This is a genomic window from Chromobacterium subtsugae (genome assembly GCF_035919665.1).
GTDB classification, from domain to species: Bacteria; Pseudomonadota; Gammaproteobacteria; order Burkholderiales; family Chromobacteriaceae; genus Chromobacterium; species Chromobacterium subtsugae.
Genome location: NZ_CP142381.1, coordinates 3,226,345 through 3,243,586 on the forward strand (window position 1 = coordinate 3,226,345; position 17,242 = coordinate 3,243,586).

9 protein-coding genes are annotated in these 17,242 nt (G+C 62.1%); 3 read left to right on the forward strand and 6 right to left on the reverse strand.

What is annotated here, in order from left to right; all coding sequences use genetic code 11:
* Positions 1-21: 21 nt before the first annotated feature.
* Entirely contained in the window at positions 22-2,853 is a 2,832-nt protein-coding gene (gene uvrA / locus U6115_RS15510) for an excinuclease ABC subunit UvrA (protein WP_043577566.1), read from the reverse strand.
* Between the two features lie 180 nt (positions 2,854-3,033).
* On the opposite strand from uvrA, the gene U6115_RS15515 reads away from it, so the two are divergent.
* Positions 3,034-4,395 (forward strand): MFS transporter, encoded by a 1,362-nt coding sequence (locus tag U6115_RS15515; protein WP_043577568.1) that lies wholly within the window; start codon positions 3,034-3,036, stop codon positions 4,393-4,395.
* Positions 4,396-4,471: 76 nt separating this feature from the next.
* On the opposite strand, the gene U6115_RS15520 is transcribed toward U6115_RS15515, so the two are convergent.
* On the reverse strand, positions 4,472-5,131 hold the full coding sequence (locus U6115_RS15520) for an OmpA family protein (protein WP_043577569.1): 660 nt from the start codon (positions 5,129-5,131) through the stop codon (positions 4,472-4,474).
* 320 nt (positions 5,132-5,451) lie between these two features.
* On the opposite strand from U6115_RS15520, the gene U6115_RS15525 reads away from it, so the two are divergent.
* Both U6115_RS15525 and U6115_RS15530 read left to right on the forward strand, forming a co-directional pair.
* Positions 5,452-5,922, forward strand: coding sequence for a single-stranded DNA-binding protein (locus U6115_RS15525; protein WP_043577572.1), 471 nt, complete (start codon positions 5,452-5,454; stop codon positions 5,920-5,922).
* Between the two features lie 388 nt (positions 5,923-6,310).
* A complete protein-coding gene (locus U6115_RS15530; RefSeq protein ID WP_043577573.1) occupies positions 6,311-12,229 on the forward strand; it encodes a DUF3320 domain-containing protein in 5,919 nt (1,972 codons plus the stop codon).
* 184 nt (positions 12,230-12,413) lie between these two features.
* On the opposite strand, the gene U6115_RS15535 is transcribed toward U6115_RS15530, so the two are convergent.
* The 4 genes from U6115_RS15535 to U6115_RS15550 all read right to left on the reverse strand — a co-directional run bounded on the left by U6115_RS15535 (position 12,414) and on the right by U6115_RS15550 (position 17,141).
* On the reverse strand, positions 12,414-12,890 hold the full coding sequence (locus U6115_RS15535) for an FKBP-type peptidyl-prolyl cis-trans isomerase (protein WP_043577574.1): 477 nt from the start codon (positions 12,888-12,890) through the stop codon (positions 12,414-12,416).
* A 164-nt stretch (positions 12,891-13,054) separates the two neighbouring features.
* Complete coding sequence (locus tag U6115_RS15540) at positions 13,055-14,203, reverse strand: branched-chain amino acid ABC transporter substrate-binding protein (protein WP_047236449.1); 1,149 nt, start codon at positions 14,201-14,203, stop codon at positions 13,055-13,057.
* Between the two features lie 100 nt (positions 14,204-14,303).
* Positions 14,304-15,563: an NAD(P)/FAD-dependent oxidoreductase gene (locus U6115_RS15545; RefSeq protein ID WP_043577576.1), complete on the reverse strand. Its 1,260-nt coding sequence runs from the start codon at positions 15,561-15,563 to the stop codon at positions 14,304-14,306.
* Between the two features lie 3 nt (positions 15,564-15,566).
* On the reverse strand, positions 15,567-17,141 hold the full coding sequence (locus U6115_RS15550) for an aldehyde dehydrogenase (NADP(+)) (RefSeq protein WP_230623404.1): 1,575 nt from the start codon (positions 17,139-17,141) through the stop codon (positions 15,567-15,569).
* Positions 17,142-17,242: the final 101 nt, after the last annotated feature.

Consider the following 17,242-nt stretch of genomic DNA (forward strand, 5'->3'; position numbering starts at 1 on the left):
GGACGAACCGGCGCCTTGATTTTATTTCTTGTCTCGTTCCAGCAGCGGCGCCAGATAGCGGCCGGTGTGGCTGGCCGGATGGGCCGCCACCTGCTCCGGCGTGCCGCTGACCAGGATCTGGCCGCCGCCGGCGCCGCCTTCCGGCCCCAGGTCGATCAACCAGTCCGCGGTCTTGATCACGTCCAGATTGTGCTCGATCACCACCACGGTATTGCCGCTCTCGCGCAGGCGGTGCAGCACTTGCAGCAGCAGGTCGATATCGTGGAAGTGCAGGCCGGTGGTGGGCTCATCCAGAATATACAGCGTTCGGCCGGTATCGCGCTTGGAGAGTTCCAGGCCCAGCTTCACCCGCTGCGCCTCGCCGCCGGACAGCGTGGTGGCGCTCTGGCCCAGGCGGATGTAGCCGAGACCGACGTCCATCAGCGTTTTCAGCTTGCGCGCCACCGGCGGCACCACGGCGAAGAACTCCAGCGCCTGCTCCACCGTCATCTCCAACACTTCCTGGATGCTCTTGCCCTTGTACTGCACTTCCAGCGTCTCGCGGTTATAGCGCTTGCCGTGGCAGACGTCGCAGGGCACGTAGATATCGGGCAGGAAGTGCATCTCCACCTTGATCACGCCGTCGCCCTGGCAGGCCTCGCAGCGGCCGCCCTTGACGTTGAACGAGAAGCGCCCCGGGCCGTAGCCGCGCTCGCGCGCCAGCGGCACGCCGGAGAACAGCTCTCGGATAGGCGTGAACAGGCCGGTGTAGGTGGCCGGGTTGGAGCGCGGCGTGCGGCCGATCGGGCTCTGGTCGACGTTGATCACCTTGTCCAGCTGATCCAGGCCCTTGATCTCGCGGTACGGCGACGGCTCCTCGCTGGCGCCGTTCAAGTCGCGCGCGGCGATCTTGTACAGCGTGTCGTTGATCAGCGTGGACTTGCCGGAGCCGGACACGCCGGTGATGCACACCAGGCCGCCCAGCGGCAGATCCAGCGTCACATCCTTCAGGTTGTTGCCGGTGGCGCCGATCAGCCGCAGCATCCGGTCCTCGCCCAGTTCGCGGCGGCCGCCCGGCAGCGCGATCTTGCGGCGGCCGGACAGAAAGGCGCCGGTGACCGAATTCTCGCTGGCGGCCACATCGGCCGGGGTGCCGGCCACCAGCACCTCGCCGCCGTGCTCGCCGGCGCCGGGGCCCATGTCCACCAGGTAATCGGCCTCGCGGATCGCGTCCTCGTCGTGCTCCACCACGATCACGCTGTTGCCCAGGTCGCGCAGCCGCTTCAACGTGCCCAGCAGGCGGTCGTTGTCGCGCTGGTGCAGGCCGATGGACGGCTCGTCCAGCACGTACATCACGCCGGTCAGGCCGGAGCCGATCTGGCTGGCCAGCCGGATGCGCTGCGCCTCGCCGCCGGACAGGGTGTCGGCGGAGCGCGACAGGTTCAGGTAATCCAGGCCAACATTATTGAGGAAGGACACCCGCTCCCGGATTTCCTTGACGATCTTCTCCGCCACCGCCTGCTTCTGGCCGGTGAATTCCAATCCCTCGAAGAAGTCCGCTGTTTCCTTCAGCGGCAGCTGGTTGATTTCATGCAGCGTGCGCGTGCCGATGAACACGTGGCGCGCCTCCAGCCGCAGCCGCGAGCCGCTGCAATGCGGGCAGGCCTGGTTGTTCTGGTATTTGGCCAGCTCCTCGCGCACCGCCATCGAGTCGGTTTCGCGGTAGCGGCGCTCCAGATTGGGGATGATGCCCTCGAACGGATGGGCGCGGGTGAATTTGGCGCCCTTCTCCGACATATAGCTGAATTCGATGCTGTCGCGGCCGGAGCCGTGCAGCACCACATTGCGCACCTTCTCCGGCAGGTCTTCGAAGGCCAGGTCATTGACCGAAAAGCCGTAATGCTCGCCCAGCGCCAACAGCATCTGGTAGTAAAACTGGTTGCGCTTGTCCCAGCCCTTGATCGCGCCGGAGGCGAGCGACAGCTCCGGATGGGCGACCACCCGGCGCGGGTCGAAGAAAGTGATCTCGCCCAAGCCGTCGCATTTGGGACAGGCGCCCATCGGGTTGTTGAACGAGAACAGCCGCGGCTCCAGCTCCGGCAGGCTGTAGCTGCACACCGGGCAAGCGAACTTGGCGGAGAACCAGTGCTCCTTGCCGCCATCCATTTCCACGGCGATGGCGCGGCCCTCGGCGTGGCGCAGCGCGGTCTCGAAGCTTTCGGCCAGCCGCTGCTGCATGTCGGCGCGCACTTTCAGCCGATCTATCACCACTTCGACGGTGTGTTTCTTGTTCTTGTCCAGCTTGGGCACCGCGTCCAGCTCGTACACTTCGCCGTCCACCCGCACCCGGACGAAACCCTGCGCGCGCAGGTCGTCGAACAGGTCCAGGTTTTCGCCCTTGCGGCCGACGATGACCGGCGCCAGGATCATCACCCGCGTTTCCTCCGGCAGCGCCAGCACGTGGTCCACCATCTGGCTGACGGTCTGGCTGGACAGCGGCACGTTGTGCTCAGGGCAGTGCGGATCGCCGACGCGGGCGAACAACAGGCGCAGGTAGTCATGGATTTCGGTGACGGTGCCGACGGTGGAGCGCGGATTGTGGCTGGTGGCCTTCTGCTCGATGGAGATGGCCGGGCTCAGGCCCTCGATCAAGTCCACATCGGGTTTTTCCATCAGCTGCAGAAACTGACGCGCGTAGGCCGACAGGCTTTCCACATAGCGGCGCTGGCCCTCGGCATACAGCGTGTCGAAAGCGAGCGAGGACTTGCCGGAGCCGGACAGGCCGGTAATCACGATCAACTGGTTGCGCGGCAGGTCCAGGTTGACGTTTTTCAGATTGTGGGTGCGGGCGCCACGGATACGGATGCTGTCCATAAGAAGCTGTTACTCACCGTCGGTCAGGGAACCTGTTAATATACCCGACTTGGCCGGGCAGGCTCCACCTGTCTTTGCCTATCGCAGGCAGATCCCGCTGCGGCGCCGCTGAATGTTGCGCCGTCATCCATTTGCCGGCGCGGTCGTTAAACACATTACGCAAACCAGACCACACACCGCATGAATGCCACCGAATTGCGGGCCAGCCTGGGGCTGGCCGGTATCTACGCCCTGCGCATGCTGGGCATGTTCCTGATCCTGCCCGTCTTCGCCCTGTACGCCAACACGCTCAAGGGCGCCGACAACCATACCCTGATCGGCATCGCGCTGGGCAGCTACGGCCTGACCCAGGCCATCCTGCAGCTGCCGCTGGGCATGCTGTCGGACAAGATAGGCCGCAAAAAAGTGATCTACGGCGGCCTGCTCCTGTTCGCCGTCGGCAGCTTCGTCGCCGCCGGCGCGCACGACATCGCCACCCTGACGCTGGGCCGGGTGATACAGGGCGCCGGCGCCATTTCCGCCGCCATCACCGCGCTGCTGGCCGACCTCACCCGCGAGGAAAACCGCACCAAGGCGATGGCGATGATAGGCATGTCCATCGGCACCACCTTCGCGGTGAGCCTGGTGGCCGGCCCGGTGCTGGCCAAATACATCGGCGTCAACGGCATCTTCGCCCTCACCGGCTTTTTGTCGCTGGCGGCGCTGATAGGCGTATGGCTGGTGATACCCGACCCGACGGTATCGCGCTTCCACTCCGACACCGAAGCCAACGCCAAACGCCTGCCCACCGTGCTGAAAGACAGCCAGCTGCTGCGCCTCAACTACGGCATCTTCGCGCTGCACGCGGCGCAGATGGCGATGTTCGTCACCATTCCGTTCGCGCTGATCAAAACCGGCCATCTGGACAAATCCCAGCACTGGCAGGTGTACCTGCCGGTGACGCTGATAGGCTTCATCCTGATGGTGCCGGCCATCATCTACGGCGAGAAAAAAGCCAGGCTGAAGCCGGTATTCATCGGCGCCATCGCGCTGATGACCGCGGCCCAGCTGGGCATGGCGCTGGCGCTGGACAGCTTCTGGCAGATCGCCGCCTGGCTGTCGCTGTACTTCATCGCCTTCAACATCCTGGAAGCCACCCTGCCCTCGCTGATCTCCAAGATCGCCCCGGCCGACGCCAAGGGCACCGCCATCGGCGTGTACAACACCTCGCAATCGTTCGGCCTGTTTTTGGGCGCGGCCGCCGGCGGCTGGCTGTACAGCCACTACGGCCCGGCCGGCGTGTTCGGCTTCACCACGCTGCTGATGCTGTCGTGGCTGGCGTGGTCGCTGGGCATGCAGCCGCCCAAGGCGGTGCGTTCGGTAATGCTGCACATCGGCGAATCGTGGCAGGGCGACGCCGCCGCGCTGTCGCGCGAGCTGGCCGGCGTGGCCGGCGTCCACGAGGCCTCGGTATTGCTGACCGACCGGGTGGCGTATTTGAAGGTATCGCAGCAGCAATGGGACGAGGCCGAAGTGAAGCGGCTGATAGACGCCACCTTCTAAGCTCCCCGCCATCCAGACGCGACAAGGGCGGCCCCGAACGGGTGCCGCCCTTTTTACGCCAAGACCAAACGCCGGCTTACTTCTGCGCCGGCTCCGCCACGAAAATCTCCACGCGGCGATTCATCGCGCGGCCGGACACGGTGCCGTTGTCCGCCACCGGCTCGCGCGAGCCGCGGCCGTCTATGCCGATGCGGTTGATGTCCACGCCGCGGGACGCGATGTAGCCCTGCGTCGCCTTGGCGCGGTTGACCGACAGCGGATTGTTGATCGCGTCGCTGCCGGTGTTGTCGGTATGGCCGATGATATTGACCGAGGTGACCGGATTCTGCTGCAGCGTGGCCGCCAGCTTGTCCAGCACCGGCTTCAGGCTGGGCTTCAGCGCGTAGCTGCCGGTATCGAAGGAAGCGTCGCTGGGAATGTTGATCTTCAGCCGGTTGTCGGCCGTCTGGCTCACGCCAATGCCGGTGCCCTTGGTCGCCTGCTCCATCGCCTCCTTCTGCTTCTGCATGTGCTGCGACCACAGATAACCGCCGCCCGCGCCCAGCAAGCCGCCGATGGCGGCGCCGGTAGCCGCGCTGCGGCCGCCATGGCCGCCCGCGGTCAAGGCGCCGATAGCCGCGCCCACGCCGGCGCCGATGGCCGCCCCGCCGCCCACGCCCTTCTGCGTGTCGCTCATATTGGCGCAACCGGCCAGGCTTACCGCCACCAGGGCGGCCACTACAGCGTTCTTGTTCATGCTTTCATCCTTTCAAACAGACTCAGACAGACTCTATTCATCGCCGCAGGTTCCCGGCCAGCGCCTGACTCACCCGCGCCAGCGGTTCCGCATCGCGCCCATTGATAGCAAAGCAGTGCCGATTGCCGTGTATAATAGCCCCCAATCATTGGGCCTGCGCCCGGTTGCCGATCTGTCCTTTCGGTCTGCGACCCGCCAATGCGGCCAACCGACCTGGTTACCATCGGCAAGCCGATGCGACGCCAAGCCGCCGCGCCGCCGCCATGCAACGCCGCCTTCGCGGCGCGGGCCAAGCAGTTTGAACTTATCCGGAGAATTGAATGAACAGCATCACCTTTGACGGCCGCCTGGCCGCCGACGCCGAACTGCGCTACACCCCGAGCGGCGAACCCGTCCTGTCGTTCCGCGTGGCCAGCGACATCGGCTTCGGCGAACGCAAGAGCACCAACTGGTTCAGCTGCCAGGTTTGGGGCAAGCGCGGTGAGTCGCTGAAGAACTATCTGGCCAAAGGCCAGCAAGTGACCGTATACGGCCAACTGACCCTGCGCGAATGGCAGGACAAGGACGGCAACAAGCGCGTTTCCCCGGACGTGCGCGTCAACGAACTGAGCCTGCAAGGCGGCCGCAATGAAATGGGCGGCGGCGCCTCCAGCGGCATGGGCGGCGGCATGGACGACGGCTACGGCTACAACGCCCCGGCCCAGCGCCAGGAAGCCCCGGCCGCCCCGCGCCGCCAGGAGCCGAAAGCAGCCCCGCGCATGGACGACATGGACGACGACATTCCGTTCTGATCCACTGTATTGTCCTGCACAGACAAAAGCCCGCGCTCATCGAGACGCGGGCTTTTTTCATTTTCACAGTCACCACAAGCGCTCTACGCTTATGTCACGGCCCTTCTAAAGAATGGCTTGGTTGTGACTTATACCAACGGCTACTCTTCAGTATAAATCCTACAACAGTAGCAGTATGGCTGCCAGCGGTCAGTATCGGACATTCGCGATTCGAGAAAAACATTGCCTATAGGACTTACGCATCCCAACCCCCGCCGTATCATCCATGGCCGGAAATCATATGCCAAAACACAAATCTCTATACCTAGCACATACCCAGCAAATATAATGTTGATTTATGCTTCATCGAGTGGCGTGGGACTAAATTCTCGGAAAAGAGGGAAATTTGATGGCGACCGAAATGTTGAATGGGCTAGAAGCAACATCACCGGCATTAGAACTGAAAGTGATTGCAGACCTCACCACGGGGTATGTTGCCATCCAAAACAACATCCCGGTTATGCGCTCCCTCATCGTGAAAAACAACTACGAAGAGACGCTGAACTCTGTAGATATACTCGTTTCCTGTACTCCCGCATTTGCTCAAGGCACCCGCTTCCATTTTGAGCAGCTCTCTCCAGGTGAGTCTCGAACCATTTCTCCGGTCGACCTTCAGCCCGACCACGCGTACCTCATCAAGCTAGACGAAGCTGAGAAAGCCTCAATTCGAATCAAAGCATTAGCAGATAGCAAAGCACAAACAGAAATCAATCATCCGATCGAGGTGCTTGCTTATGACCAGTGGGCCGGTACGAGAAGCCTTCCTGAGCTGCTTGCAGCCTTCAGTATGCCGAACTCAGTCATTGTCGACCGCTTACTCGGCAAAGCTTCTGCATTGCTACGTAAAAGCGACGCAGGGCTATCGCTCGATGGCTACCAATCGAAGAACCGAGAGCGGGTATGGAAACAGGTATCGGCCATTTACAGCGCGCTTCTGGCCGAGGGACTGCACTACTCAAATCCGCCAGCTTCTTTTGGTTCTGACGGCCAAAAGATTAGAACGCCTGAACGTATTTTTGATGGTCGGGTGGCCACCTGCCTCGACCTGGCCATGCTCTTTGCCTCCTGCTTTGAACAAGCAGGACTGCACCCGGTTGTCCTCTTCAAGGAAGGCCACGCGTGGATTGGCGTATGGCTGATTGAGACAAGCTTTCCGACCTCAGTCGTTGATGACGTGATGGCCGTACGAAAGCGTGTCAAATCTGGCGAATTCTTGACGCTGGAAACCACGGGTATTGCCTCTGACCAAAAGCCGTCCCTCCGCTGGGCGTGCTCAACAGGGGATGCTTACCTCGAAGAAGAGGAGAAATTCCATTACGCAGTCGATATTCGTCGCGCTCGAGAGCTTCAGATTCGTGCGCTCCCCTCCCGTTCAACTGCGCAGGAGCCTACCATCGCGATTGCAGAAGAGGCGCCTCCCTCCATTGAAGATATGCCGTCCATGCCACCTCTGGACCCCGAGCTACTGCCTCCGACCGACGTTTCCACCCCAGATACGCCAGAAGGTCGCCTGGCCAAGTGGAAAAGCAAGCTGCTTGACCTCACGCTACGCAACCGTTTGCTGAACTTCAAACCTACCAAGAGCAACCTAAAGGTTATTTCCCATGACCCAGGTGCGCTGGAAGACAAGCTATCGGAGGGACGCGAGTTTCGGGTCAAATCTTCACCGCAAGTCATGGACGGCACAGACCCTCGTGCTGCAGCCGTGTTCAAGGGGCGAACCGGGCAAACGCCTCTGCTGGCTTTTGCTGAAGATGCGCTCGCCAAAAACGAGCTTGTAGTAGACATTCCGGAAGATAAGCTCGACGACCGGCTGACCGAGATTTTCCGTGCGGCAGAAACCGGTAAGGAAGAAGGAGGAGTCAATACGCTCTTCCTGGTCTTTGGCCTATTGCAGTGGAAGGAAGACAAGAACTCTGAAGCCAATCATCTCGCCCCGATTTTGCTCATTCCCGTGACGATTACTCGCCAATCGGTGAGAACGGGATTCCGTCTGACTCGACACGATGATGATGCGCTGGTCAATCCCACGCTTCTCCAAAAGCTTGCAAACGACTTTCAGCTCAAGATGCCGTCGTTCGAGGTTCTACCGACTGACGACAAAGGGCTGGACGTTGAGAAAATCTTCCAAACGTTCCGCCTAGCCATCACTGAAATGCCGGGCTGGGAAGTGAAAGAACAGGTGCATTTAGGCATCTTCTCCTTCACGAAATACCTGATGTGGAAGGACCTGCAGGACCGTCAGAAGCAGCTTCAAGAGAATGCGGTCGTTGCCCACCTCATCAATAACCCGGGCAAGGCCTTCAGCGAGTCAGACCCGGAGTTCTCCGCAGATACGCTCGATGAGCGTTTTACGCCACAACAGCTGTACACTCCGATGCTTTCGGACTCGTCGCAGCTGCGCGCAATTTGCGTGGCAGACTCGGGAAGTAACCTGGTCCTGGAAGGCCCTCCTGGCACAGGTAAGAGCCAAACCATCACCAACCTGATTTGCCACCTATTGGCGACGGGCAAAACAGTGCTCTTCGTATCCGAGAAAATGGCGGCGCTTGAGGTCGTCCATCGCCGGCTGAACTCAATCGGACTAGGGCCGTTTTGCCTCGAATTGCACTCAGCCAAGGCCAAGAAATCTGAAGTCCTCACGCAGTTGGGCAAGGCCTTGGATGCAGGCAACGCCAAAACCGTTAAGGATTGGGAGCTTGAGGCTGAAAGACTTGCTGGCTTGCGCGGTGAGTTGAACGCTTTGGTTGGCGCGCTTCACAAAACCCATCCGAACGACCTGGCCATCTACGATGCAATAGGGACTTGCATCAAATACGCGCATTGGAAGCCTGCCACCCTTGATTGGGTGGACCCCAACCAGCACAGCCGGAAAGACCTCGACATCCTTCGAACGCTGTGTCGGCAAATGGCGGCTCTCGCGGGTCAACTCCACGACCTCAGCGCCCATCCGCTCATGGCGATTAAGTGGACAGCCTGGACGCCAACTTGGCAACAAGAATTGCTGGATGCCGCCCATGGCCTTTCGTTAGTGGCATCCACGCTCCAAGAACGGATAGCGCCATTTCTCCATCTGCTGGGAAGGCCTGAAAATGGTTCTTCATGGTCCGAACTTGCGGCCCTGGACCAGCTCGCCGACGTTCTGTTGAAAGCGCCGACTGTTCCGGTTGGGGTTGCCCGTGCAGCAACCGATGAGGTCGCTAGAAATCGCCTGAAAATGCTCCGCCATCATGGCCTGCAGCGCGAGGCTGCCTGGAAAACCTTCGAGGGCACTTACCGTGAAGAAGTGGCAAACCTGAATGGCCAAGAGCTCGAGATGCAGTGGGGAGAGGCCAACAGCACCTGGTGGCCCAAGAGTTGGCTTGCCAAGCGAGCATGCCTAAAGCGTTTCGGACTATACCGGATTGACCACAAGACACCGACCGAGAGCGAAGCTAACGACCTCATAGGAAGTCTTCGCAAACTCAATGCCGAAGACAAGGAGTTGGCCGCCATGGGGGCGGAAGCAATTGCGCTTCTCCAGGATGAGTTCAACGCCCACAAGACGGACTGGAATGCTGTTGATTTTCATGAAAAGTGGGCAAAAGAATATTCCGACGCACTGGCCCAACTGGCTGCAGGCGATGTTGCGCTTCATGGCGCGTTGTTGAGCAAGCTCTTGCCCTACGTGACCGAGAATCGGTCAATGCTTCGGGCTGATGGTGTTTTGGGCGGGGCCTTGGTTCGCTATCGTGATGCCCACCGACAACTGGTCAGCGAAATGCATCGTGCCGCAGAGCTGAGTGGTGCCCAGAACACGTTTATCGAGGAGCCACATGCCTCGGGAGCGATTCAGCGCCTACTGGCTCAACTGCAGGGATGGCAACATGCGGCCCACCAAATTCAACCTTGGTGCCTCTGGCAAAACAACAGGGAAAAGGTCATCAGCTCCGGCCTGCCTGGCATTGTTCGCTCCCTTGAAGCTGGCGAAGTTGCGCTGGCGGATATTGCCGAGTTTTTCGAATACACCTATCAAAGCTGGTGGGTCCGGAAAGCCATGGACCGGGAACCGGTGCTTTGCACATTTTCCAGTGCGGACCACGAACGGAAAATTGCCGAATTCAAGGAATCAGACGAGCGTTTCCAGAAGCTGACCCAGCAGTATGTTGTTGCAAAGCTGTCCGGCCAAATTCCCTCCAGTACCACTTTGGCACCTGGCGCCGACTCGGAAATGGGCAAGCTTCGTCGAGAACTGACAAAGCAGCGGAACCACACGCCAATACGGCAGTTGATTAAGAACCTTCCGACGCTGCTGTCGAAGCTGAAGCCTTGTCTGTTGATGTCCCCCTTGTCCGTTGCACAGTATCTGGAAGCCGGGCATCTGCCGTTCGATGTGGTCATTTTCGACGAGGCCTCGCAAATCCCAGTTTGGGATGCCGTAGGTGCAATTGCGCGCGGCAAACAGCTGGTTTGTGTTGGAGACCCCAAGCAGCTTCCACCGACTAACTTCTTCAATCGCGTCGATGAGGATGACGGCAACCTTGGCGAGGACGAGGTGCAAGACCTCGAAAGCATTCTGGACGAGTGCTTGAGCATTGGCCTGCCCAAGCTCGGGTTGGATTGGCACTACCGTAGCCGGCACGAGAGCCTGATTACCTTTAGCAATGCGACTTACTACGACAATCGGCTCGTTACCTTCCCGTCCCCGGTAACGGAAGATACTGCTGTCCGCCTTGAATGGGTTCAAGGGGTGTATGACCGAGGCGGTTCTCGAACCAATCGCGCCGAAGCAGAAGCGATTGTGGCCGCCATCGAGCAGCACTACCTTTCGCCCGAGGGAAGAAAGCAGTCTCTCGGTGTGGTGACGTTCAACCAAGCTCAGCAAAGTCTGATTGAAAATCTGCTCGATGCTCGTCGCCGAGCCTCGACCAAGCTGGACCAAGCCATCGCCGAAGGCACCATTGAACCATTGTTCGTTAAGAACCTGGAAAATGTCCAAGGCGACGAACGGGACATCATCTATTTCTCGATAACCTACGGACCGGACGCCGCTGGCAAGGTAGCATTGAATTTCGGACCACTGAACCTGGAGGGGGGGCATCGCCGTTTGAACGTCGCGGTGTCTCGTGCCAGACAGGGGGTTGTTATCTTTAGTACCTTGATGCCAGAGCAGATTGACCTGTCTCGTGTTCGGGCTGCCGGGGTTCGAGACCTCAAGAATTACCTTGATTTCGCAATTCGTGGGCCGCGCGCGCTCATCGAACAAATCAGTCCGACCGGATTGGAGCCGGATAGCCCATTTGAAAAGCAGGTTATCAATCAACTGCGCGAGAAGGGTTGGGCCGTGCATTCCCAAGTTGGGGTATCCGGCTATCGCATCGATATAGGTGTTGTCGACCCGCGTGCCTCAGGACGCTATTTGCTGGGTATCGAGTGTGACGGGGCGACCTATCATTCGGCAGCCACAGCGCGTGACCGCGACCGCCTACGCCACCTCATTCTAGAAGGGCTTGGCTGGGAGCTGCACAGAATTTGGTCAACCGACTGGTGGCGCGATCCCAACGAACCAATGCAGAAGATTCTGGCAAGGCTGGAATATCTTCTGATCGTTGAGCCATCCGACAAGGAAGCTCCCAAAGAACTTAACACTGGAAGTGCAAAAATTTCTGAGTCAGAGGCTGTCGAGGTGGCGGCTTACGCAAAGATGACTCAACCAGAGCCAGCCGCAATGCAAAAGCTTCCGGCCTACCGTAGTACAGAAATCACGGGAGGAAATTCCGACCAATTCTATGACCCGGCATCTCAAAAGATTCTGGCTGAACAGCTTTCTCAGATAATTAATACTGAGGGGCCAATTGCCGACACAGTGTTATTCCGCAAGGTAGCACGTGCCTGGGGCTTGGCTAGAACCGGGAGACGCATCGAGGAACTATTACGTTCTCTTTTGGCAGCTACGGTGATTAAAACTGCGGACAAGGAAACGACCTTCTACTGGCCAGAGTTTTCGCAACCCGAGCAATGGCAAGAGTTTAGAATTGCCGATGACACGGATGGCAGCAGGCGTCAGCTTAGTGAGGTTTGTCTCGAAGAACTGTGCAATCTAGCGGTTTATGTGTTGACTCAACATGGAGCCACCAGCTTAAGCGAGCTTGCTCGAGTCATATGCCGACTTTTGCACATCTCTAGAACAACAAGTGACTCTGAAACGCGAATTAAAAAGTGCCTAGCAATTTATCGCCTTGGAAGAAAAATAGAAATAGATGGCGATACGGTGATACTCCGTAACTGATTTAAGGCCACAACTTCTATTCACCAAAGCCGACTAGCTAACAAACTACCAATCCCAGCATGACCAACAGCTTGACGCCGCCCATCGCAACCGGCCCCACCCACACCAAACCCCAAGCACCGCTCAGCCAAAACAAAACCCTCCCGATTCGGGAGGGTTTTGTTTGTGCGGGGAGAGGCCGGGATCAGTGCTGATGCCCGTGCTCGCCGTGCACATGCTGGTGAGCGATTTCTTCGGCCGTCGCCTCGCGCACATCCACCACTTTGAGGGCGAAGCGCAGGTTTTTGCCGCACAGCGGGTGGTTGCCGTCCAACAAGACGGTCGGGCCTTTGATCTTGGTGACGAAGTAGTAGCGCGGCTGGCCGTCCGGGCCGGGGCGCTGGATCTGGCCGCCCACCTTGATGCCGGGCGGGAAGTCCGCCTTGGCCATGGTGGTGGCCAGCGCTTCGTCGCGCTCGCCGAAGGCGTCTTCGGCGGCGAGATCCACCGTGATCTGGAAGCCCGGTTCCTGGCCCTCCAGCGCGGCTTCCAGCTTGGGGAACAGGTTGTCGTAGTCGCCGTGCAGGTAGGCGATCGGGTGCTTGCCGTCGTCGTAGACCAGGCCCTGGCTGTCGGTGACTTTCATGCGCAGGGTAACGGCGGTGTTGGCAGTGATTTTCATGGCGGGCAATGGCAAATAAAACGAAGCCGGAAGGGTGGCAGTTCAGCGCCGGAGTGTCAACAGACCCGCCGGCAAACACCGAAAAAGAAGCCGGCTCCGCATGAAGCGAGCCGGCTCAGGGGCGGAGGAGTCGCCGGGGTAGATTCGTTTTTTGTCTGCCGCGCTCAGCGGACCACCGTCTCCACCGCCCAGGCGTTGTTTTTCACCGTGGACAGCGTGACCGGCGCTTTCAACAGATTGCCATTGGGCGCGAAGGCGAAGTCGGCGGTGACGCCGCTGTAGCGGATGGCGGCCAGCTTGGGCAGGTATTTGGCCGGCTCCACCGAGCCCGCCTGCTTCATGGCCGCGGCCACCAGCATCACGCCGTCGTAGAACTGCGGCCCCAGCAGCACCACGTCCTGATGGAAGCGTGCCTTGTAGCGACGCTCAAACGCCTTGCCCGCCGGGCGGGCGCTGAGCACGCCGCCGGCCACCGCCGAGTAATGGCCGGCCGCGTCCGCGCCGGCCAGCTGGATGAAGGTGGGGGTGTTGAGCATGTCTCCGCCCATCAGCTTGGCCTTGAGGCCCAGCCGTTTCATCTGCTTGACCATGGGCGCGGCCTGGGCGTCGGCGCCGCCGTAAAACACCACGTCCGGATTGACGGCCTTCAGCGAGGTGAGGATGGCGGTGAAGTCGGTGGCTTTGTCGGTGGTGAATTCGCGGCGCGTCACCTTGCCGCCGTTGGCCGCCACCGCCTTGACGAATTCGTCGGCGATGCCCTGGCCGTAGGCGGTGCGGTCGTCGATGGCGACGATGGTCTTGACCTTCATCGTCTTGACGGCGAACTGCCCCAGCGCGCCGCCTATCTGGCTGTCGCTGCCCACCAGGCGGAAGGTGGTTTTGTAGCCTTGCTGGGTATAAGCCGGGTTGGTGGCCACCGACAATTGCGGGATACCGGCTTCTGAGTAAATGCGCGAGGCTGGGATGGACACGCCGGAGTTGAAATGGCCGATGACGGCCTTCACCCCGGCATCCACCAGCCGCTGCGCCGCCTGGGTGCCGATGCGCGGGTCGGCCTGGTCGTCCTCGGACACCAGTTCGAACTGAATCTTCTGCCCGCCCACCACCAGGCCCTTGGCGTTGACATCGTCCACCGCCATTTTGGCGGCGTTTTCATTGTCCTTGCCATAGTGGGCCTGCGGGCCGGACAGCGGCGAGGCGAAGCCTATCTTGACCACGGTATCGGCATGGGCCGCCGCCATGGCGAACGGCGCCATCATGCCGCCCAGCGCCACCACCCAATTCACGTCCGCAAACAGTTTGTTCCAAGCCATGAGATGTCTCCTTTATTGCTGCATGGATCAGGGCAAGCCACCCGGCCCGCCCTGCTACCGCTCCCCCGCCGCGGCCGGTCTCTGCCAGCCTGGGACGGGGTCAAAAACGAGATAGCCGATACGGCTGCATGTCCAGCGCCGGAGTCCGCCCCTGCAACATGTCGCGCAGCAGCGCGCCGGTGGTGGCCGCCAGGGTCAGGCCCAGATGGCCGTGGCCGGTGGCGAACCACAGCCCCGGCTGCGGCGCCGGGCCGATGATGGGCAGGGTGTCCGGCAGCGACGGGCGGTTGCCCATCCACACCGTCATGTCTTCGGTGGAGAAATCGCCGACGATGCGCCTGGCCTTGTCCAGCAGGATGCGGGCGCGGCGCCAGTCCGGCGGGGCGTCGCGGTGCGCCAGCTCCACCGTGCCGGCCAGGCGCAAGCCGCCGTTGGCCATCGGCAGGATGACGAAGCTCTCGCTGGCGCACTGGATGAAGTGGCGCAGCGCCACCCCGGCCTTGGGCAGGTTGACGTGATAGCCGCGCTCGCTTTCCAGCGGCACGCGGTATTGATGTTGTTTGACGAAGCGGTCGCTCCACACGCCGCAGGCGATCACCACCGCGTCGGCGCGCAGGCGGCCGTTGCCCGCCGTTTCCACGCCGGCCACGCGGCCGGCTTCCGTCGCTGTGGCCAGCGCCTCGTCCCGCACAAAGCGGCCGCCCTCGCGGAGGAAGGCGTCGAACAGGCCGCGGCTGAAGACATAGGGGTCGTCCACATGGGACCACGCCGGCACCTTGACCGCGTAGCGCCATTCCTCGCCCACAACGCCCTCTTCTTCCTCCAGCGCCTCGCGGTCCAGCACCTGCCATCGCACGCCATGGCGGCGCTTGGCATCCCAGGCCGGCGCGGCGGCGTCGAACTCCTCCCGGCTGCGATACAGCGTCAGGTTGCCGTGCCGCCGCCACAGATGGCCGAGGCCGGCCCGCGCTATCAACGCGGCGTAGTCGTCATTGACCCGCCCCAGCAGCGCGGCCAGCGCCTGGGTCAGTTCGGCCACGCGGCGCGGCCGGCTGGCGGCCAGAAAGCGCAGCAGCCAGGGGGCCAGCGTGGGCAGGTAGCGCCAACGCAGGGCCAGCGGCCCCAGCGGATCCAACATCCAGCCGGGCACCTTGCGCAGCACGCCGGGCTCGGCCAGCGGGATCACGTCGCTGACGGCGAAGGCGCCGGCGTTGCCGTAGCTGGTTTCCATCGCCGGCTCGCCGCGGTCCAGCAGCGTCACCTCGAAACCGGCCAGGCGCAGCTGCAAAGCCGTAGCAATGCCAACTATGCCAGCGCCCACCACGATGACGGCCGCGCCGGGCGCAAGAGCGGGCGCCATCGCTCAGCCCTCCCGCCCGCCATCCAGCAGGCGGCGCAGCGCCAGCGGGTTGGCCTGTTTCAAGGCCTGCGGCAGCAGCGCGTCCGGCAAGTCCTGGTAGCAGACCGGCCGCAGGAAGCGCTGGATGGCGGCCGTGCCCACCGAGGTGGCCCGCGCGTCCGAGGTGGCCGGGTACGGCCCGCCATGCACCATGGCGTCGCACACTTCCACGCCGGTGGGCCAGCCGTTCGCCAGAATGCGGCCGGCCTTGCGCTCCAGCGTGGGCAGCAGCGCGTGGGCCAGGTCCAGATCGCCCTCGTCCAGCTGCAGCGTGGCGGTGAGCTGGCCTTCCAGCTGCTCGGCAAGTTGGCGAAACTCCCGCGCGTCATGGCATTGCACGATCAAGGCGGCGGCGCCGAACACCTCGGCCCGCAATGCAGGATTGGCCAGATACACCTGCGCATCAGTCAGCCACAGCTGGGCCTGGCACTGGTTGGGCCCAGTGGCCGGCAAGCCGGCGGCCGCCAGCCGGGCATGGCCGGACAGCGCGTCCACACCGGCCTGGTAAGCGCGGAAGATGCCGGGCGTCAGCATGGTCTGCGCCGGACTCTGCCGCAGCAGGGCGGACGCGGCGGCGATGAAACCGTCCAGCTCCGGGCCTTGCTCGGCGATGATCAAGCCGGGATTGGTGCAGAACTGCCCCGCGCCCAGCGTCAGCGAGGCGACGAAGCCCTGCGCCAGCGCCTCGCCGCGCGCCCGCAGCGCCGCCGGCAGCAGAAACACCGGATTGGTGGAGCTCATTTCCGCATACACCGGAATCGGCTCCGGCCGGCTTTGCGCCAGCCGGCACAAGGCCAGGCCGCCGCCGCGCGAGCCGGTGAAACCCACCGCCTTGACGCGCGGATCGGCCACCAGCGCCTGCCCCGCTTCGCGGCCTGCGCCGAACAGCAGCGCGAACACCCCGGCCGGCAGCCCGCATTTCTCCGCAGCCCGCGCGATGGCCCGCCCCGCCAGTTCGCTGACGCCGGGATGGGCGCTATGCGCCTTGACGATGACCGGGCAGCCGGCCGCCAGCGCGGAAGCGGTGTCGCCGCCGGCCACCGAGAAGGCCAAGGGAAAATTGCTGGCGCCGAACACCGCCACCGGCCCCAAAGCCACCTGGCGCTGACGCAGATCAGCGCGCGGCAGCGGCTGGCGCTGCGGCATGGCCGGGTCCACCCGCGCGTCCAGCCACTCGCCGGCCCGCAGCGTGCGGGCGAACAGCCGCAGCTGGCCGCAAGTGCGGCCGCGCTCGCCCTGCAGCCGGGCGCGCGGCAGGCCGGTTTCGGCCATCGCGCGTTCTATCAGCGCATCGCCCAGCGCTTCCATCTCGTCGGCGATGGTTTCGAGAAAACGCGCCCGCGTTTCCGGCGCGGTGTCGCGGTAGGCGTCAAACGCCTCCCAGGCCAATGCGCAGGCCTGCTCCACCTGTTCGCGGTCTGCGCCGGGGTAGCCCGGCTCCAGAGCTTGATCGGTGGACGGGTCTATCGCCCGGATCGTCTCGCGGCAGCCGGCGACGGCCCGTCCGCCGATGAGCATCATGCCTGTCAGATTCATCATGTTTCCTGCGTGAAGGCCACGAACAAAACCCCTGATCCTGCGTTGGCTCAGGTGCTTTGCGAGGATTTGTTGATGGCCACAAGTAAACGGCCGCGCCGCCA